Annotated in this window: 16 protein-coding genes; 7 read left to right on the top strand and 9 right to left on the bottom strand. The window is 48.9% G+C overall.

Going from position 1 to position 20,151, the window contains the following annotated elements:
• Nucleotides 1–58 precede the first annotated feature (58 nt).
• Nucleotides 59–3,058, top strand: coding sequence for a TonB-dependent receptor (locus WBJ53_RS30425; protein WP_338873396.1), 3,000 nt, complete (start codon nt 59–61; stop codon nt 3,056–3,058).
• A gap of 95 nt (nt 3,059–3,153) precedes the next feature.
• Here WBJ53_RS30425 and WBJ53_RS30420 read toward each other — a convergent pair whose 3' ends face one another.
• The 7 genes from WBJ53_RS30420 to WBJ53_RS30390 all read right to left on the bottom strand — a co-directional run bounded on the left by WBJ53_RS30420 (nt 3,154) and on the right by WBJ53_RS30390 (nt 8,977).
• Entirely contained in the window at nt 3,154–3,933 is a 780-nt protein-coding gene (locus tag WBJ53_RS30420) for a 3-hydroxyacyl-CoA dehydrogenase (RefSeq protein WP_338873394.1), read from the bottom strand.
• 28 nt (nt 3,934–3,961) lie between these two features.
• On the bottom strand, nt 3,962–4,651 hold the full coding sequence (locus tag WBJ53_RS30415) for a YjjG family noncanonical pyrimidine nucleotidase (protein ID WP_338873392.1): 690 nt from the start codon (nt 4,649–4,651) through the stop codon (nt 3,962–3,964).
• A 6-nt stretch (nt 4,652–4,657) separates the two neighbouring features.
• Nucleotides 4,658–4,963, bottom strand: a complete 306-nt coding sequence (locus WBJ53_RS30410) for a (2Fe-2S) ferredoxin domain-containing protein (RefSeq protein ID WP_080058459.1) — start codon at nt 4,961–4,963, stop codon at nt 4,658–4,660.
• Nucleotides 4,964–5,146: 183 nt separating this feature from the next.
• The gene (locus WBJ53_RS30405; protein WP_338873387.1) at nt 5,147–6,190 is read right to left on the bottom strand and encodes a class I SAM-dependent methyltransferase; all 1,044 of its coding nucleotides are present in this window, start codon (nt 6,188–6,190) and stop codon (nt 5,147–5,149) included.
• Nucleotides 6,191–6,235: 45 nt separating this feature from the next.
• The gene (locus tag WBJ53_RS30400) at nt 6,236–6,937 is read right to left on the bottom strand and encodes a hypothetical protein (RefSeq protein ID WP_338873385.1); all 702 of its coding nucleotides are present in this window, start codon (nt 6,935–6,937) and stop codon (nt 6,236–6,238) included.
• Between the two features lie 95 nt (nt 6,938–7,032).
• Nucleotides 7,033–8,505: a Gfo/Idh/MocA family oxidoreductase gene (locus WBJ53_RS30395; RefSeq protein WP_338873384.1), complete on the bottom strand. Its 1,473-nt coding sequence runs from the start codon at nt 8,503–8,505 to the stop codon at nt 7,033–7,035.
• Between the two features lie 127 nt (nt 8,506–8,632).
• Nucleotides 8,633–8,977, bottom strand: coding sequence for a hypothetical protein (locus WBJ53_RS30390; RefSeq protein WP_338873382.1), 345 nt, complete (start codon nt 8,975–8,977; stop codon nt 8,633–8,635).
• Between the two features lie 239 nt (nt 8,978–9,216).
• On the opposite strand from WBJ53_RS30390, the gene WBJ53_RS30385 reads away from it, so the two are divergent.
• The 5 genes from WBJ53_RS30385 (at nt 9,217) to WBJ53_RS30365 (ending at nt 14,063) form a co-directional block, all read left to right on the top strand.
• On the top strand, nt 9,217–10,380 hold the full coding sequence (locus WBJ53_RS30385) for a histidine kinase (RefSeq protein WP_338873380.1): 1,164 nt from the start codon (nt 9,217–9,219) through the stop codon (nt 10,378–10,380).
• A 4-nt stretch (nt 10,381–10,384) separates the two neighbouring features.
• The gene (locus tag WBJ53_RS30380) at nt 10,385–11,137 is read left to right on the top strand and encodes a LytTR family DNA-binding domain-containing protein (protein WP_338873378.1); all 753 of its coding nucleotides are present in this window, start codon (nt 10,385–10,387) and stop codon (nt 11,135–11,137) included.
• A gap of 64 nt (nt 11,138–11,201) precedes the next feature.
• A complete protein-coding gene (locus tag WBJ53_RS30375) occupies nt 11,202–12,134 on the top strand; it encodes a sugar phosphate isomerase/epimerase (RefSeq protein WP_338873376.1) in 933 nt (310 codons plus the stop codon).
• A gap of 193 nt (nt 12,135–12,327) precedes the next feature.
• Nucleotides 12,328–13,578 (top strand): hypothetical protein, encoded by a 1,251-nt coding sequence (locus WBJ53_RS30370; protein ID WP_338873374.1) that lies wholly within the window; start codon nt 12,328–12,330, stop codon nt 13,576–13,578.
• 89 nt (nt 13,579–13,667) lie between these two features.
• The gene (locus tag WBJ53_RS30365; protein WP_338873372.1) at nt 13,668–14,063 is read left to right on the top strand and encodes a hypothetical protein; all 396 of its coding nucleotides are present in this window, start codon (nt 13,668–13,670) and stop codon (nt 14,061–14,063) included.
• A 50-nt stretch (nt 14,064–14,113) separates the two neighbouring features.
• On the opposite strand, the gene WBJ53_RS30360 is transcribed toward WBJ53_RS30365, so the two are convergent.
• The gene (locus WBJ53_RS30360) at nt 14,114–14,641 is read right to left on the bottom strand and encodes an ABC transporter permease (RefSeq protein ID WP_338873370.1); all 528 of its coding nucleotides are present in this window, start codon (nt 14,639–14,641) and stop codon (nt 14,114–14,116) included.
• Nucleotides 14,642–14,758: 117 nt separating this feature from the next.
• Nucleotides 14,759–16,192, bottom strand: a complete 1,434-nt coding sequence (locus tag WBJ53_RS30355; protein ID WP_338873368.1) for a glycoside hydrolase family 125 protein — start codon at nt 16,190–16,192, stop codon at nt 14,759–14,761.
• 237 nt (nt 16,193–16,429) lie between these two features.
• Here WBJ53_RS30355 and WBJ53_RS30350 point away from each other — a divergent pair, with 237 nt between their 5' ends.
• On the top strand, nt 16,430–20,038 hold the full coding sequence (locus WBJ53_RS30350; protein ID WP_338873366.1) for a ThuA domain-containing protein: 3,609 nt from the start codon (nt 16,430–16,432) through the stop codon (nt 20,036–20,038).
• Nucleotides 20,039–20,151 lie beyond the last annotated feature (113 nt).

Genomic DNA, 20,151 nt, shown 5'->3' with positions numbered 1-20,151 from the left:
ATAACTCATGCGTAACTACAATTACATGAATCGTTTTATGTCAAGTATAACCTTATTTATGGTTACACTTACTGCTGTTTTGGCCCAGGGCGTTAAGGGCCGTGTTACTGATGGTACGACAAGAGCAGCTATTCCGGGAGCTACCATTGTTGTTATGAATTCCAGCGTCGGAACCACTGCCGATGCAAACGGAGAGTATACGATTAAGTTAAATCCGGGTAATTATACACTTCGGGTAAGCTTTGTGGGCTACGAAACATTGAGCATTCCGGTTGCCGTAACCAGTGGCGAACCGGTGGTGGCCAATGCCGCACTGAAAGAAACAACAGCAAACTTATCGGAAGTAGTTGTAACCGGAACAAGAAGTACGGGTCGTGTAAAAACCGAAAGCCCCGTGCCGGTTGATATTATTAGTGTGCAGCAACTTACTACTCAGGCTCCACAAAACAACCTGAACCAAATTCTGAACATGGTTGCGCCTTCATTTACCTCTAACACAGCAACCGTAGCCGATGGTACTGACCACATTGATCCGGCGCAGTTAAGGGGATTAGGACCCGACCAGGTGCTGGTATTATTGAATGGAAAACGCAGACATACGTCATCGCTGGTCAATGTAAACGGTACGCCAGGTCGTGGTTCGGTAGGTACCGACTTAAATGCTATTCCTGCGTATGCCATCGATCGGATTGAAGTTTTGCGGGATGGTGCAGCCGCTCAGTATGGTTCTGATGCTATTGCTGGTATCATCAACGTAAAAATGAAAGAGGCTACCGGAAAGTTAGCCATGTCGGTATATGGTGGCGGTAATTTTTCGCAGGGTTCAAACAACTTTACGGGTGGCATGGATGGCCGAAATTTGCAGATCGATGCCAACTATGGTGTTCGTATTGCTAAAGCAGGGTTCATCAACTTTACGGGATCAGCGCAGGTTCGGGGCTATACACGCCGGGCCTTGCCCACCACAGGTACTATATTCAATGGCTATAATGCAATTGAATACAGAACGTTGAAAGCAGGTGGTAATGTGAATACATTGCCTACCAATATCGATGCTATTAAACAGGGGGCTTTAGGCGTCAATTACTTCGATGCCGCCACTCAGGCAAGCATTGCAGGAGCCAGTACTATCGCTGACCTGCAAAAGATATTGGCTGTTGATGTAACCGAAAATGAACTGGTAGCCCGTGGTTTAACAAGAAGCGATTTCAATATGCGGATCGGCCAATCGAGTCTGAAAAGCCTCCAGTTTTTTGTGAACTCTGCTATACCCATTAACGAAAACCACGAATTCTACGCGTTTGGTGGCTATGGTCGTCGCACAGGTGTTGCGGCTGGTTTCTATCGCCGTCCGAACCAATCGCGTGCTTACACAGGAATTTTTATAAATGGCTTCCTACCCGAAATTCACTCTGAAATTCTGGATGGTTCATTTGCGGCTGGTCTGCGCGGAAAGCTGGGTTCGTTTAATTATGACCTGAGTAATACGTTTGGTTCAAACACGTTCAACTATGGTGTAGAGAATACCGTAAACGCAACACTGTTAGACAAATCGCCAACCGTATTTAATGCCGGTGGACTGAACTTCAAACAAAATACCATAAACCTTGATTTTAGCCGCAAGCTCGATGTTCTTGCCGGGCTGAACATCGCTTTTGGGGCAGAAGGTCGGTTTGAAAGCTATCGGATTAAGGCGGGCGACGAAAATTCGTGGGCACGCTACGATGTAAACGGAAATGTGATTACAACGTCGACCCAGGTTGCTCCATCTGATTTCTTTGGTGCAGCTCGTCCGGGAGGATCGCAGGTATTCCCCGGTTTCAGACCCGAGAATGCGGCTGCAACGAAAGATGCAAATCGCCAGAGCATGGCCCTCTATGCCGATGGTGAATTAGATGTAACAAACAGATGGTTGCTGGAAGGGGCTGTTCGGTTTGAGAATTATTCCGACTTTGGAAGTACGACAAACTTCAAGCTGGCCACTCGCTACAAACTGACCGATAATTTCAACATTCGTGGAGCCGTATCAACAGGGTTCCGGGCTCCTTCGCTGGCTCAGATTTACTTTAACTCAACATCGACTCAATTTGTTGGTGGCGTTCCGTTTGAAGTAGGTACGTTCAGTAATAACTCGCAACCTGCCAAATTACTGGGTATTCCGCAACTGAAGCAGGAACGGTCGAAAAGCGTTAGTGCTGGCTTTACGGCTAAAATACCCAGCGCAGGTCTGACCATTACTGCCGATGGTTATTTTATTCGGATTAACGATCGGGTCGTTCTAACCGATCAGTTTGCCCGGCCAAGTGGCACTGTGACCGGCTCGGCTCTGGTACTGCAAAATTTGTTCGACCAGGCTAATGCAACCGCAGCTACGTTCTTCTCGAATGCAATTGATACCGAATCGAAAGGCATTGATTTGGTAATTTCGCATCGCGCATCGCTCGGTGGCGGGGTTTCATTGAAAAATGATTTAGCCGGAACCATATCGAGAACCAAGCAGGTGGGCGATATTAAAGCCTCGAAAATCCTTGCCGACAATGGGCAGATCAACAACTACTATTCGGAAGCAAACAGAATTTATATGGAGCAGGCAGTGCCACGGGTTAAATTTAACCTGAGCCATACGCTGACACTGAACAAGTTTGATTTCTTCCTGCGGAATGTGTATTTCGGAAAAGTGACCGATCCAAACACAGTTGATGTGAATGGCGATGGCATGATCGGGGCTATTGTTGTTAACGGGAAAGCCGTTGAAAATGAACACCCCGTTTGGGGAGGTCGCGTGATTACCGACTTGTCAATTGGCTATCAGGTGAATAATGCCTTGAAGGTGGTTGTTGGAGCGAATAACATCTTCGACATTTATCCTGACAAAAACTATGGTCCAGTATCGGCCAAACGCCCAACCGGTGTCGATGCCAATGGTACTATTGTGTACGGGGCAGCGGCTACAACAGTGGACCTGTCAAATGCCAATCAGTTTGTATATTCACGAAACGTATCTCAGTTTGGTATGAACGGCCGGTTCCTGTTCGCCCGTTTGAACTTTACTTTTTAATGGGCGAAACGTTCTTATAACTTATTGCCGTATTTATAAACAGAAGAGCCGCTCATTCGGGCGGCTCTTCTGTTTATAAATACGGCAATGCATGTCTATTTCGGAGCCATTCGAATGGCTCCATCGAGCCGGATGACTTCGCCATTGAGCATAGGGTTTTCGATAATGCTTTTTGCCAACAGAGCATATTCGGTCGGGCGGCCCAACCGCGATGGAAATGGTACCTGCTGGCCTAACGATAGCCGCGCTTCTTCGGGTAAGCCAGCCAGTAAAGGCGTCTCGAAAAGACCCGGCGCTATGGCCATTACGCGGATGCCCGACCGGGCCAGATCGCGGGCAATGGGCAGCGTCATGCCCACAATACCACCTTTCGAAGCCGAATAGGCCGCCTGCCCAATCTGACCGTCGTAGGCCGCTACCGATGCCGTATTGATAATTACTCCCCGTTCGCCTTCGGCATTGGGTTCGTTATGCTCCATGGCCAGCGCTGCCAGCCGAAGCACATTGAAGGTGCCGATCAGATTGATCGATACTACTTTCTGGAATACGGCCAGCGAGTGAGCGCCATAAACACCATCGACTTTGCCTACCGTTTTGCGGGCTTCGGCTATTCCTGCACAGTTGACATTGATGTGCAACCCGCCAAACGTTTCGACGGCCAGATTCACAGCCGCCTGTACATCGTCCTCATCGGTGACGTTGGCTTTCACAAACCGGACCTTGTTGCCCAGTTCGTCGGCCAGATTATGACCGCGGTCTTCGTTAAGATCCACGATAACAACATTGGCGCCGTTGGCAGCCAGCAGGCGGGTAGTGGCTTCGCCCAGGCCAGAAGCTCCTCCGGTTACGAGGGCGGTTGATGAGTTTAGTTGCATAGCTCGTAATCGTTCGGGTAGGGCGGTACTACAGAATAGCCATCAGTTCTTTCCAATGACGAATGTCGTAAGTAGGTTGATCATCGACAAGCATACCCTGCGGATTATAGAAAATGGTATCCAGCCCAACTCCTTTTGCTCCCAGAATATCGGCTTCATAGTTGTCGCCAATCATAATACTTTCGGCCGTAGATGTACCGCTGATTTCCATCGCATACTGAAAAACCAGCGGATTCGGTTTTTTGGCATTTGCCGTTTCGCTCGTAATCACATGGGTGAAGTAATGAGCAATTTCGGAACTGTCGAGCTTAATAGCCTGAATTTCGGCAAATCCGTTGGTGATGATGTGCATCGTATAACGCCCTTTCAGGTAATCCAGAATTTCCCGTGCCGATTCGAGTAAATGCGCTTTTCGGGGCAACAGCCGCAGGTATTCGGCATTCAGGTCGGCATGAACGGCCGATTCATCGACACCCAGCGATTGGAACACCAGCGGAAACCGATGTTGCCGGATATAGGTGTGTTCGATAAGATTACGGTCGAAGTCGGCCCATAACTTTTTGTTGATCGTAATGAAATGCCGACTAAATTCTTCCGACGAAGGAATACCCAGTTGGGCAAGGTTAAACGTCTCGAACAACTCGGTAAGCGATTCGGCTGAGTTACGGTCGAAATCCCACAGCGTATGATCCAGATCGAAGAAAAGATGTTTGTACATCGGAACTTAAAAATCTAACTTCAGGCGCTCAACAGGCTGATTGTTGACCAGATGGCTATCAACAATTTCGTCGACATCGGATAGCTGAACGTTGCCATAGTAAGTTCCTTCGGGATACACGACCAGCGAGGGGCCAAAAGCGCAGGCATCGAGGCAGCCGGTTCGCTGTGCGCGCATTTCTTTCAATAAGCCACGTTCGGCAAGAGCTGCTTTAAAGGCATCCACTAGCTCGTTGCCATGTGCTTCTCCACAGGATTTTTTAGGCGCTGGTTTCTGATTGTTACAGATAAAGACGTGCTTTTTATATTTCATAAAAGTGAATTTTCTCAGGCGTTTGGCATAGAACCGTGCCATGGTTACCCTGCTTATCAGGACACAAACCGTAGCACAGTTCTATACCAAACGCCAGTTTCTATAAGACAAAGGTACGTAACGAACCCAACGCAGTAGGTTGTAGTTCAAAAACATTCCAATAACAAATCCGGTCAGACGAAATTATTTTTTGGCAACGACCATGGCCCGGCCGGGAATTGTGCGGTATCTGACTACTTTATGAGACGTTAGGCCTGCCAATTGCTGCCAGTGCTGAATTTCTTTAACACTGTAGTTCCCGGCGGTGCTACTCAAGCCATAAAACAAATCGGTGCTGCTGCCAACCAGATCGGGTTTAGCACCGAGTTGGGGCCGGATAAATTCATTGACGATAAAGACCCCGCCCGGTCGTAGTGCCTGCGCTACCTTTTGCGTAACGAGTTGGTTTTGTTCAGACGTGAAATGGTGAGCCAGACTGGACAGCAGTACAATGTCGAATTCATTCTGGCCAAAATCGTCGTTGAGAGCATTGCCGGGTTGATGAATAATGCGGTTGCCCATACCTTGTTGCGCCAGGAGCGGAGCCGCCTGTTCAATGGCCTGGGGCAAATCCAGAATAGTAGCAGTTAAGGCTGGTAGCTTGCGGCAAAGCGCAACCGAGTGTTGTCCATGCGATCCGCCAATATCGAGCATACGAGTTGCCGATTTCGGAACCGGCGCACGACGACCAAATTCGCGGGCTTCGGTAGTAGTGGCGGCTGCCATTGCTTCCTGATAATAGTGCCATTGGTTGGCCGAAAGCGTATCGTGATACTGAATGCCCTGGCCAGTCTGGAGATAATCGCCCAGGTGATTCATCCAGTCCCAGACGACCCGATTGTTAAAAATCATCATCCCATAAACCGACATTGGGTCGTTTTTGAGCATGAATCGACGGGCCATTGGAGTTAATGAGAACAGCTCATTGCGGTAGGTAAAATAGCCCATTGCCGTTAGCAGCCCCATCAATTCGCCCAGTGCTTTTCGGTTTAAATTCAGTGAACAAGTTAGGTTGTCGAGCGTTTGGGGGGCGTCGCTGGTGGCTTCAAAAACACCTTTGTCAGCCGCTTCCAGTACGGCTTTGGCCAACACGGGCATGATTTGAGCATGAAGGAGAGGAATCGGGACCAGATTGGCCCGTAAGGCCAGCCATTCAAGTGGGTTATCGGGCGAAATGGTAAGTTGCATAGAGAAGAACTGTGTTTCTATACAACTAGATAAAACGATTTTTGGCTAACTCCTAGTTGTTGTTGCACCAAGTGCTTTATGTAACTCAGTCCAGGCTCTGACCAATTTCTGTTCTATTCGTTGCCAGTCGGTTTCGGTGGTGCCTCCCAATTGCTGGCCAGATTCGTCCCGCAGGCGCATGGCTTCGGCCCGCCAGCGTCCATAGACTGCAAAGTGAGGGACGGGCTGATTATATTGAACGGCAGCTGTCTGTGCCAATGCTTTAGCCAGATCGTTGTAGGAATAATGTTCGCGCTGGCGATGTATAATCCACCATTCAAGCTCCAGCCGAGCTACTTTTTCAATAGAAAACGACTCTATGCTTATTGCCTGAATAGACTGGTAATAGGCAATCAACGGCGGAAGTGCCTGCATGTAATCGGCTCGGGAATGGCCTTTCTTAAAGTCGAAAGCTGCTTTTGTGGCCACAAAAGCGATTCGGAACGATCGCCAGAATGGAGCATGGAAGTGTTGGCGAAGGCTGGCGGCCAGTTGCCAGAATAAGAGCAGAGGCTTCTTCTCATAGTAAGAGCGCCACATAGCCGTTTCCTGACGAGCCATTACCTGCGGATCGAACTGCCGGATACTATGCCGTTGCGGAACAAACAGATCGATGCTTACCCAAAGTAGTAGAGCCAGAACAATGCCACGCCAAAGCCACGGGGTGGCTGAGGGCAAATGAGTCGGATTTGTGGTTAAGGTTTTCATAAGCCAGAATAGGTTCTTCTGGCTTATATACACTGCTGGGGAGTTTTTGGGTTTTCGGAATTACCCGGCAGCAAAAGGTTTGCCGGGTAATTCTGTTACGATTTTTTAGCGGTCTCTTTCGACGTTGCCAGCGTTTTTTTAGAAACAGTTTTGGGCTTAGGTTTGGCCTTTGCTGCCGGGTTTTGCTGCGTCATGGTAACAGGGTCCCAATAGACCACTTTCTTCTCAAAATAGCTTTCGTTGCAGGCTAACACGGGAGCGGCTGCCCGAAAACCAAACACCGGGTCTTCAATGGTTCCCTGACTTCCCTGACGTATGTTGTCGAAGAAATTGCCGAAGTGCTTAGCATGAGCGTCATCGCCTTTTGGCGCTTCAAATTTAATTTCTTTCACGGGCTCGGCCTTACGGGTGTCGGGTGGATACTGCGCGTCGTACTGTTTTACAAATTCCTGCTGAACAGGCTCCGTGAACGTAAAGAAACTATCATAACCACCATAACCAGGTGCAATGGGCAGTTTCTTTTTGGTCATGATGAGGTTGTTTTCTGAAAACTCGATCTGTCCTTCGCTACCAATAATGCGCGTGACATCGTTGATCTTGCCCGCATTGGCGAAATTTACCCGTAGCACCATCTGGAAGGCTTCGTGCTGGTCGGTTTTCGGATAATCCATAATACACGACATAACATCAGGTACATCGCGACCATCTTTCCAGTAGGAGAGGTTTCCCGACGAATAAATACGCGTTGGCCCGAGGGTATTGGTTACGTAATGAACACCCGTGATCAGGTGAATGAACAAATCACCAGCTACACCCGTACCGTAGTCTTTGTAGTTGCGCCACCGGAAAAATCGCTTGGCATCAAACGGGTGTTTGGGGGCGTCGCCCAGAAAACGATCCCAGTCGAGGGTTTGAGTCGATGCATCGGGCGGAATCGAATACTGCCAGGCACCAATGGCACTAAAACGGTCGTTGTTGGATTCGATGTAGTTGATGGCCCCAATTTCGCCAGCGGCTACCAGTCGTTTGGCTTCCTGAAAAGCAGCACTACTAATACGCTGGCTACCCACCTGCATGGTTTTTCCTGATTTTTTCCAGGCGTCGATCACGGCTTTGCCTTCGTTGAGGTGCTGTACCATTGGCTTTTCGCAATACACGTGCTTACCGGCTTTCAGGGCCGCAATGGTAATGTGGTCGTGCCAGTGGTCGGGCGTAACAACCAGCACCGCATCGATGTCGGGCCGGGCCAGCACTTCCCGAAAGTCGCGGGTAGCAAACAATTCGCTGTCTTTTCCGAAAGCGGTCTTGGCGTGTTCGAGCCGACCGTCGTAGAGATCTGCAACAGCAACCAGTTCAACATCCGGGTTGCGCAGGGCCGCCCGCGTGTCGAAATTACCCTGAATACCCATGCCAATCGTTGCCAATCGGATCTTATCGTTGGGGCTTATTTTTTTTAGATTCGGGATGTAGGCGGGAGCTACGCCGAATGGCCTGGCAATGCTCTGAGTGGCAACGAGTGCCGAAGCAGCCGACAGGCTTTTTATGAATGTACGTCGGTTGGATTGCATGATGAGTGAGCGGTTTACGCGTATACGCTGTAAAGCGCTCTTCCGACGGGATATACCCACTGCATAATCCACCAAAAAAATGGCTTGTGCAGTGGGTTGCACAGGCCATTTTAGAGACAGGGTTACGTTACTTTTTTTCGAAGCGAATAGAAACCCACTGGCGGTCGGTTGGAACCTGATGCGTGGCATTCCAGACGAACATAGCTTGCTCAAGGGCAATGTTTAGCCGACGTTTTGTTTGTTGGCGGGCAATGTTCAGTTTTTGATTTAGGGTTTCTTCATAAATCAGTTCCTGGTCGTTGGTGTAGAAGCGAACAGTACACTCGCGACTTTTAGGCTGGCTCTCAACTACCCAGAAGCCTTCGCGGGGTACCATTGATTCTCTGACTTGTTGAGATTGAGCCGTAGCCAGCGAAGCTGTGGCAACTAAAACAGTGGCAATGGCAGTGCAGAATGATGTTATAGTGTTCATAGTGTTGTTGTATTTTTGGTTGACGTTGAGCCAAAAGTAATGGGCTAAAAAATAGGCCGCTCGGCTTTTCGCCCGATGACGCCAATTCACTACCAAACATCAACTGATTGTCTATCAGTAGTATTTTAGTGGATTTTATGTCGTTTGGCGACACTAGACAGTTGTCTGTCGACAATTGGTGCTGCTAGTAGGTGAACTCGTTCCGTTTGTCTAACTTCGGGTACGTAACGGGCTGATGTATGCAACCTTTGACCAACGAATTTGTCTTCTCCGACCGACCTCGTGTGCGACTGGCCCGGCATGGCTTGTTCTGGGCTGTGTGGGCACTATTTTTTATGCTGACATATGGGTTTTTACCGGCCAATTACCTGATTCATCAGGGAGTTAGCTGGCCTATTGCCTTGCTGAAAGGCTTTTTGGTGGCGGGTGTCGACGCCATTCTGTTCATGCCTGCCCATATGTTTCTGACCTACTGCATTCTTTATTGGCTTATTCCCCGTTTCCTGTTGACGAGTCAGTATGGCTGGGCATTTGTCAATATTGTCCTTCTGGTTGTAGCTACCTCATTTATTTCGGCACTGCTGGCCCAATATATTGTTTACCCCGTACGGTTAATTCTAAATAACCGCCAGTCGGGGAATACATTCTTCTTTGCTATGATGGCCGGTATGCGCGGAGCAACCACAATTGGCGGTTTTGCGGCTGCCATTAAACTGGTGAAGATCTGGTATCTGAAGCAGCAGGCCTATCAACAGATTGACCGCGAAAAATTGCAGGCCGAATTGCAATTGCTGAAATCGCAGGTACATCCGCATTTTCTGTTCAATACATTAAACAATTTATATTCGCTTACGCTCAATAAGTCGGATCGTTCGCCAGCGGTAGTACTGAAATTGTCGGATTTGCTACGATATATGCTCTACGAGTGTAATACATTAGAAGTGCCTCTGCAAAAAGAGCTTGCCTTTATGCGCAGCTACATTGGACTGGAGCAATTGCGCTATGGCGATCGGCTGGATATGTCGGTCGATATATCGGGCCAGTATGAGCAAAAGCAAATTGCACCCCTGCTCCTGGTTCCGTTTCTCGAAAATGCGTTTAAACATGGTACCAGCGAACAACTGGAGCAGGCCTGGATGCATGTGGATCTGCAGGTGCAGGGAAATACGCTAAAATTTAAAGTGATCAACAGCCGGGAAGCAACGCCCCACAATGAGGCTCATGTGGGGGGCATTGGCTTACAGAATGTGCAGAAACGGTTGCAACTGCTTTATCCGAACCGCCATGATCTGCGCATTGTAGCCGAGGAAGAAACCTTTATGGTTGCCTTAACGCTGGACTTGTCGCCAGTTGTTGCTGAACCATTGCCGCCGATTTCTCACGTTGTAGAAGTTGTTCATTAACGTTATGCCAATCCGTTGTTTGCTGGTTGATGATGAACCACCCGCTCTGGAAATTATTGAGTCGTATGTCGAAATGGTCGACGGATTAGAGGTGGTCGGAAAATGTTATAATGCCATTCAGGCCTTTGGCATATTGCAGTCGACGGCGGTTGATTTACTGTTTCTCGACATTAAAATGCCTAAACTGCTCGGTACCGATTTTGTCCGTAGCTTACGGCAGCCACCCAAAATTATTTTTACGACGGCCTATGTCGATTATGCACTGGAAGGCTATGAACTCGATATTGTCGATTATTTGCTGAAACCAATTCCGTTTGAGCGGTTTCTGCGGGCGGTGGCCAAGGTGATGAAAACCGAATTACCAGCACTCAGAACTAGCCAGCCCGACATGGGTCGTGTTTCGGTAGTTGAAAAGCAGCCCGAACTGGCACCTACGAACTCGTTTCTCTATTTCCGGGTCGATCGCAAAATGGTGAAGGTATTCATACACGATATTCTCTACGTCGAAAGCCTGAAGGATTATGTTAAAATCATAACTACATCGGCTCGGCCATTGGTTGTAAAGCAAAGTATCAGCTCGCTGGAAGAGATGTTGCCCGAATCGAATTTCCTGCGAATTCACCGCTCATTTATTGTCGCTATCGATAAAATAGCAGCCTATACGCCCAGCTACGTCGATATAGCCGGGCAGGAGCTCCCAATCGGCAGGCTTTACCACAAAGAGGTTGGCCGGATATTGAAAGTAGGAATGGAATGAGTCTGTTTGAGTAAAAGCCAGGCTATTGTATTCTTTCTTCGGTGTTGTTTTGCCTGATTAGCCCATGAAATCGCTTACACGTCGTCGTTTTTTGCAGTCATCCGCCGTTTTGACTGGCGGTCTCGCGTTTCCGGCATTTGCTGTTGCCAGGCCAGCACCGAATCCGCTTCGCCTGGGTGGACCAATTTTTCTCAAAAGCGATGATCCAGACGAGCTGGCTCGCGAACACCGACGGTTGCAATATAGTGCTGCCTATGTACCGAAAGTTGGGCTAAACGATGTTGTGCGTATTAAAGCAATACGGAAAGCGTTTGCAGCGCAAAATGTGCTTATTGCCGAAGTAGGAGCCTGGGTGAATATGCTGGATGCCGATGCCGGAAAACGTCGTAAAAATCTGGACTACGTAACGGAACGGCTGGCGCTTGCCGACGCCATTGGCGCATTAAGCTGCGTAACTATTGCGGGTTCCTATAATCCTAACCAATGGGACGGCCCCGATGCCCGCAATCTGTCGAAGGATTATTTTGACGCTACGGTCGAAAACTGCCGGAAGGTAATCGACGCCGTGAAGCCGAAGAAGGCCAAATTCGCACTGGAAATGATGGGATGGAGCCTGCCCGACGGTCCGGAATCCTACCTGAAATTTATTAAAGCCATTGATCGACCCGCATTTGGGGCTCATATCGACATTGCCAATATCATTAATACGCCACAGCGTTTCTACAACAATGCGGCTCTGATTAACGAAACCTTCCGATTGTTAGGGCGCTGGATTGTAGGCGTTCATGCCAAAGACGTGTATGGAAAAGATGTGCACTTTGCCGAAACCATGCCGGGCCATGGTTCATTGGACTACAGGGCTTATCTGCAAAATGTAACGTCGCTACCGCAGGAAGTGCCGTTTCTGCTGGAACATCTGCGTACGGCCGAAGAATACGACGAAGCCCGCCAGTATGTGATCAGCCAGGCCACAAAGGCACAGATTTCACTTGCCTGAGAGACTGTCTGTCGAAGATTCTATAAAAAGGTACCATTCTTCAATTGAACTCATTGTCAAGATGCTATTAAAAAATTAGATTTATTTTGCGCTAAATCAGCAAATAGGGTAATTAGTTATACATATCGATGTGCTTTGTCTTTACGTTATCGAAAGACAACCAGTTCAATAGCTTCTATTTGTTGATACGTTAATGAAGCCTATTTCCCAACTTCAACGGTTTCTGGCCTGGAGTGCAGCGCTGCTTTTAGTGAGCATTATCGTTTTTTTCTACGCCCGAATGATTTGGGCGATTCCCCTCGATTTGTCGGATTCCTCTACGAGCGACTTGCTGACCAATGCCGCCATCTGGTTGGCTAGTGTAGCGGTGGTTTGTGTTTGCCTTTTATATGGTAAAGCCTGGGTTAAAGGAGTCATTCTATCCATAATGAGCTTTCTTATCACCTGGCTTCTGCTCGAAGGCGTGTGCGCGCTTGTTCTGCGCTGGAAAGAAGGGCCTCGGGCGTCGGCCATAAAACCTGGTTTTGCAAAGAACGGTCCCGGTTCGAGTAAGCAAACGAATGGCTCGCTTATTCATTACGATAGCTTAGGCATGAGCCGACCGGCTCCGGGGCAGTATGAAATCGAATATGCAGGCAAGGATGCTCCGATTCATCAGAAAAATGTAGTGACGTATCATGTCGATAGTTTATCCCGGCGTATTACTCCATTTACTAATCAGCACGCTGTTGGCAAGTATGCTCTGTTTATGGGATGCTCGTTTACGTATGGGGAGTCGGTGAGTGATTCGAGCACGATACCTTACTTTTTTGGTCAACAAACGGGCTATCATCCCTACAATTATGGTGTATCGGGCCATTCGCCAACACAGATGCTGGCCATTCTGCAAAGCACAAACCTTCGAAACCAGATATCCGAAAAAGAAGGAATTGCGTTTTATACGTATATTGACGATCATCTGGCCCGCGCAACACCCAGTACTGTGTGGGCCAATAATGCCGACGGCTATCTGCCCCACGTAAATCCTCAAACGCTGGTTGTTGATGGAGCGTATGGCCAAAAGCACCCAACCCGGATGAAATTGATTCGGTGGATGTATAAGAGCAATGTGGTTAAACTTTTTAAGATAAACTTCCCCAAACACTACACTACCCAGCACTATCAGCAATTTGTTAACATCGTCAGAAAAGCAAAGGAGCTTTACCGCAACCAGTTCGGTAACGATAATTTCTACGTGGTTGTGTTTCCAATGTATCCTATGGACCCTGAGCTAAAGCAATTAATTAAAGAGGCTAATCTGAACATAATCGACTACTCGGCGTTGCTGACCTGGAAAACTGCATACGATGGTATGCACCCCAATGGCGATGCATATAGGCAGGTGGCCCGGCAGTTAGCTACTGATTTGCACATCAGCAGAAGCGACACCGTCATAGTACGTTGAATTTTATGATAGGCAGTCAGGCAACGCTTTTATGAGAATATGTCTCTTACTCATTGAAAACAAACCCCTAAATCCTTTTCACTATGTTTATGAAAGTTCTACTGGCGATCTTATTGATGATTGCCGTTGTAAGTCCAGTTGCTTCGGCGCAAACGACACCAACAGATAATACGACCGTAGCGGGCAAATGGTCCGGTTCATTTGATGGCGACTCGTCCGGCAAGTTTGAGATGGTCCTCAATCAGGACAGTAGTGGTAAACTAACCGGGCAGGTCATTATGGTAACCGACGATGGTAGCCGCTATCCAATCGATCTGAAAACTGCCGTGTGGGAGAAAGGGCAATTGACCGCTACCTATGAAAACCCCTCCGATGGAGGACAGGTCAGTTTTACGGGCAAATTTGCCGATAGTGACTTAAAAGGAACCTGGCAGACCAATGCAGGGCAGGCCAGCGGAATGTGGCAGGCAAGCCGGGCCAACTAGAAAAAATCTCCGCCGGTCGTATTCCGGTCTTACGATCGGCGGAGAAAAGCTTATAAATCAGGTATTTCCCGAATCCGTACTTTTAAGTTTGGCCGCTCGCCATCAGGTACAATAGCAATAAATGTATTGCTTACGGTTTCGCCGTTGCGGAGCATATGACCGGCCTGAATCTGCGTAGTGGTGATAACTTCTTTTCCTTCCGAATTTTTAATTTTCTGCTGATAGGGCACCATAAAGGGTTTGGCCATAACCTTGCCCCCTTTCGAGGTCAGGCGCTTTCCGTTGGCATTCAGACAGTCGAAAGCGGCTAGCTCATTCAGGTTTTCCTGACCGAAAAGCGTCTGTTTAGGAAAAAAGATCTTTGTACAGTTACTCTTGTTGGTAACGTAGATGGTTAGTTCGTAGCGCATAAACGGCTCACCACTTATTTCGACCTTGCGCTCATTGTTGATTTCATAGCCATAGTCGACACCATTGAGTTGAGCCGGTTTGCCTGCCTGGAGATCATAAGCCTGCTGGGCAAACAAGGGCGAATGGACTGCTGCCATCAATAAGCAGCCATTGAGGAAACGGTTCATTTTAGGGTTATTGGTTAATGAGATAAAAATAACAATTGGTTAGTATATGACACAATAGGTTTATACCAAACATAGCTTCAAATCCAGTTTAGTATAAACCCGACAGAGCCGATGAGGCTATACTTCTTTACTCAATAAATGCGGCCGCTCGGTAGCAAGTTTTAGCATCAATTCACCAAAGAGCGTATTGGCCCAGGCAAACCACTTGCGGGTAAATTTAGCCGGATCGTCCTTATCGAACGATTCGTGCATAAAGCCCGTATTGGCGTGAATTTTTTTGAGATAACGAAGCTGTGCCAGAATCTCCTGATCGTTGGTAGACGTCAGTGCCCGCATGATGAGGCTCATAGGCCAGATGTTGTTCACCAGCGTGTGCGGGCTGCCAACGCCTTCGGCCGCTTTTCCTTTGAAGAAATAAGGATTATCGGCACTTAACACAAACGACCGGGTATTTCGGTAAATCGGATCGGTTGGAGCACAGGCTCCTAAATAGGGCAGAGCCAGCAAATTTGGTACATTAGCGTCGTCCTGAAGCAAATGGTTGCCATACCCATCCACTTCCATAGCATACATTTTTCCATGTTTAGGATGCGTGTAAACGGCATACCGCTTCAAAGCGTTTTCGACCTCGCTGGCTAATGCCTGACAATCGCTGGCAAAACCGGCTTCTTTCGGGTAAAACTGCTTTACCATCGTAGCCAGTTGCCGGAACGACACAACGGCAAACCAGTTTGAAGGAACATAAAAAGGAAATACAGTAGCATCGTCGGACGGACGAAAAATGCTGTTGATCAGCCCAATGGGGCGCGTTGGATTGCCGTAGCCATCGCCCGGAACAGTATCGGTCGACCAGCTCGTTTCCCGGCCGAAGCGGTATGGCCCCCGGTTGTTTTTCCGCTGCTGTTCCCGGCAGGTTTTCAGCGCCAGTTGCATGGACTGCAACCAGTCTGTATCAAAGGGGCTACTGTTGCCCGTGGTTTTCCAATAATGATAGGCCAGTCGGATTGGATAACAGAGTGAATCCAGCTCCCATTTCCGTTCGTGGAGACCGGGTTTCATGGCCGTCAGATCTTTTTTCCATTCCCCTTCTTTGGTAGCATCGGCATAGAAGGCATTGGCATATGGATCGAGAAGAATACAGCGGGTTTGCCGACGAATAACGCCTTCAATAAGCTGCCGCAATTGCTGATCCTGTTTAATCAGTGGCAGATAAGGCCAAACCTGAGCCGTACTGTCGCGGAGCCACATGGCATCGATGTCGCCCGTTATCACAAACGTATCGGGTTTCCCATTCGCAGTACTAAACTGAACGGTGGTATCCAGCGTATTAGGAAAGCAATTTTCGAACAGCCAGGCCAGTTCGGGGTCTTTACTGATTTTGTGCATCCGTTCGATTGTCTGATCGACGGCCGGGCTGCTAAAATTTCGCTGACTGACCGGTGTGCGAACCGTAGGGAAATCGACTGTCGGAGAAGGCCAGACGGATTGATTGGTTAATAACAGGCCCGCACTGGCGGCTGTTGATTGCTGGATAAAATGACGGCGGTTCATAAAACGAGATCGTGTAGATTACAAAAATAAGCGACCAACACCAGCTAGCCGATTCTTAGTCAGTATCTGTGTTTTTATAAACCATTTTTAGGACGATTACAATATACCTTTTAAGAAAATCGGGTAGATTTTGCCGGGATACGCCTTATTCGATCGTTGTCTATATCGATAAAAACAGACTATTGATAGGAAAATATGTCTGGTTTTATCTAAGCCCTACTCAATTCCTGTTCTCCTATGATTCGCTTACTATTATCGGCCCGTTGCTGGCTTCAGCTCCTGGGAGCGGTTGGTCTCAGCATGAGCTTAAACGCTTGCCTGAGCACACATACGGCAACCAACCAGGCGGGTTCCGGTTCGGTGTCGACGTCCACAATGGCTACTGCAACAGAGCCTGTTTCACAAGCCCCGGTTCGGGCTAATCCGCCCCGCGTACTGGTCTTTTCGAAAACGAAAGGCTGGAAACACACGTCGATTCCGTTCGGAATCGCAGCCATTCAGAAGCTCGGCCGCGAAAACAACTTCCTGGTCGATACAACAAAGAATGCCGACTATTTCAACGACGATAGTCTGAAACAGTATGCTGCCGTGGTGTTTATGAGCACAACGGGCAACGTTCTGAATCAAACCCAGCAGGCTGCCTTTGAACGCTATATTCAGGCCGGTGGCGGCTATATGGGCGTGCACGCGGCTGCCGACACCGAATACGACTGGCCGTGGTATAATAAGCTGGTAGGTGGCTATTTTGCCAGCCACCCGAGCAATTCCAACGTGCGCAAGGCAACGGTCGATGTGCTCGATAAAAAACACATTTCTACCGCTCATCTGCCCGACCATTGGGAGCGTACCGACGAGTGGTACAACTACCGTTCGCTTTACTCCGACCTGAATGTATTGGCCAATCTGGACGAAAATACTTACGATGGCGGCATCAACGGTAGCAATCACCCCATTGCCTGGTATCATGAGTTCGACGGTGGGCGGGCGTTTTATACGGGTGGTGGCCATACCGACGAAAGTTTCAGCGACCCCTTGTTTGTGCAGCATCTGCTCGGTGGACTCAAGTGGACAATGGGCGATGGCAAGGCGCTGGATTATTCGAAGGCCTATGCCGTAGTGATGCCCGAAGAAAATCGTTTCGTAAAAACGGTGCTGGTCAACGACCTGAATGAGCCGATGGAACTGGCTGTTGCCGACGACGGCCGTATCTTTTTCACCGAACGGAGCGGTAACCTATCGGTCTATGATACGAAGACGAATAAAGGGAATGTGATGCATAAATTCGCGGTGACGACCAAGCAGGGCTTTGGTGTGCAGGGAATTACGCTCGATCCGAAGTTTTCCGAAAACCATTGGCTGTACATTTATTACTCGCCCGATACCGATAAAGATCCGACCTATAACCTCTCCAGGTTTGTGGTCAACAATGGCAATACGCTCGATCTGGCTTCAGAAAAAATTCTGCTGAAAATTCCGGGCGAATTTGAAGCAAGTGCGCACCACGGTGGCTCGCTGGCCTGGGACAAAGAGGGCAATCTGTTCCTGTCGACCGGCGATAATACCAATCCGTTCCCATCCAATGGCTACGCACCAATCGATGAGCGTCCCGATCATTTGACGCTCGATGCACAACGGTCGGCGGCTAACACCAACGATTTGCGGGGTAAGGTACTGCGCATTCGTCCGCAGGCCGATGGCACCTATACCATTCCCGACGGCAATCTGTTTCAGGCCCCCTCCGGCCCCAAAGGAGGAACTGGCGGCTGGTCGGCTACGAATCCTCCTCCAAAGGGAGATGGTGGGCTTACTCGCCCTGAAATCTACACGATGGGCTTGCGGAATCCTTACCGAATTGCGGTCAATCCCAAAACATCGGTGCTGTACTGGGGTGAAATTGGGCCGGATGCCGGAAAAGACAGCACGATTGGTCCACGCGGTTACGACGAGTTCAATCAGGCCAAGAAAGCCGGTAACTACGGCTGGCCATTGTTTATCGGAAATAGTCAGCCATACCCCGATCTGGATTTTGCTACTAACGTGGCCGGTCCCCGGTTTGATCCTAAAGCGCCGGTCAATAGTTCTCCCAACAATACTGGCTTAAAAAACCTGCCACCGGTCAATTCAGCTATGATCTGGTATCCATATGCGGCTTCCAAAGATTTTCCTGAACTGGGGCAGGGTGGTCGCAGTGCAATGGCGGGCGCATTTTATACCTACAACAAAAACTCACCGTCGAAAACCAAGTTTCCGGAATACTACGACGGTGCCTTGTTCATTTTCGACTGGATGCGCAACTGGGTGGTAGCTGCCCGCTTCGATAAAGATGAAAACTACCTGCGAAACGAGCCATTTATGGCTGGTAATGGCGACTTTCGGCGGCCCATCGACCTGGCATTTGGTAAAGACGGTGTCATGTATATGCTCGAATACGGCTCTGTTTACGGTGCTGACAATGATGACGCCCGACTCGTAAAAATCGAGTATAATACTGGTAACCGGGCTCCCATTGCCCGCGCTGCCGTGGTCGACTCGGTGGCTATGGCTATCCGGAATGCCCGTTCCTATTTAACTTCCGATGGCCGAAATGCGCCCGTAATTCGGGAAGCGATTGGGCAGGCACCCCTGCGCGTGAAATTTAGCGGGCGCGGTACCGATCTCGACGATGAAGATGTACTGACCTATGCGTGGTTATTTGATGGCAAAACCGTTGGTTCTACAAAGCCGAATGCTACCTATACCTACACAAAGCCGGGTGTCTATAATGCCATTCTGAAAGTGACCGATCAAACCGGGCTTGTTGGTATGGATACTATTCTGGTTAAGGTTGGCAATGCCCAGCCCGAAGTAGCCATTGCTTCGACCGGCAATAAATCGTTCTACTGGCCCGACAAACCGTTTACCTACGCTGTGAAGGTAACGGATAAAGAAGACAAAAAGATTGACCCGAAGCGTGTTAAGGTCGTATACGAATACAGTGCCCAGCCGAGTGGAGCACCATCGACCGGTTCGCAGCAGGGACACCAGGATCTGGCGTCGATTGGCAATGGCTCATTAGGAAAGACCCTAATTGCCAGCAGCGACTGCAAGGCCTGCCATACCATTGATAAACCCTCGGTGGGGCCTACCTTCCTGGCAGTAGCCGACCGCTACAAAGGGCAACCCGGAACGGTTGAGCGGCTGGCCAAGAAGATCATCGAAGGCGGTGGTGGAAACTGGAGTAAAGATCACCTCATGAGTGCGCACCCACAGGTACCTGTTCAGGATGCCCAGGAAATGGTGAAATACATTTTCTCGCTAACCGATGCCCGTAAGCAAAAAGCTGTACCACTACAGGGTACGCTGGCTCTGAACGACCATAAGCCTGAAGATGCCCGTGGGCAGTATACTATACTAGCTTCCTATACCGACAATGGCGCGCTGGGAGCTAAAGCGGTGGGGCCGCTCACCGGCACCGATGTGGTAACGCTTCGCCCGGCCAAAATCAAAACCATCAATGCCGACGCCTATGTGGGTTTCCCACGTTGGGGCAATCGGTTGAGTGCTGGCAATCACAAAGCCTATGTGCTGATTAAGGATGTCGATCTGACCAATATCAAGTCGCTCACCTACGAGTATTCATCCCTGAATAAGGACGGTGAAATAGAAGTGCGGCTCGATTCCTACGCGGCTCCGGTCGTAAACCGAACGCCCTATAAAGCAACCGGCGACTGGAAGAACACGAAGGAGGTAACGGCTACATTCGATAAGCCCATTATGGGCAAACACGATGTTTATATTGTGGTTGTGAAGCGCGATAAGCCTAACGATGGTATTATTCAGTTGAATAGTATCCAGTTCAATGAGTGATCAGAGGCTGATTTTGCTGATGCAATAAACCGATAACCGTGGCAGTTTAAGAAGCTGTCACGGTTTTTTGTTAATCGTATTTTGCCATTCTTTTGTAGTATAGCCAACTCGTT

Origin of the sequence: Spirosoma sp. SC4-14 (genome assembly GCF_037201965.1) — a bacterium.
GTDB lineage: Bacteria > Bacteroidota > Bacteroidia > Cytophagales > Spirosomataceae > Spirosoma.
Note: the sequence above shows the minus strand (reverse complement) of the source record. Positions and strands in the feature narration are given on the sequence as shown.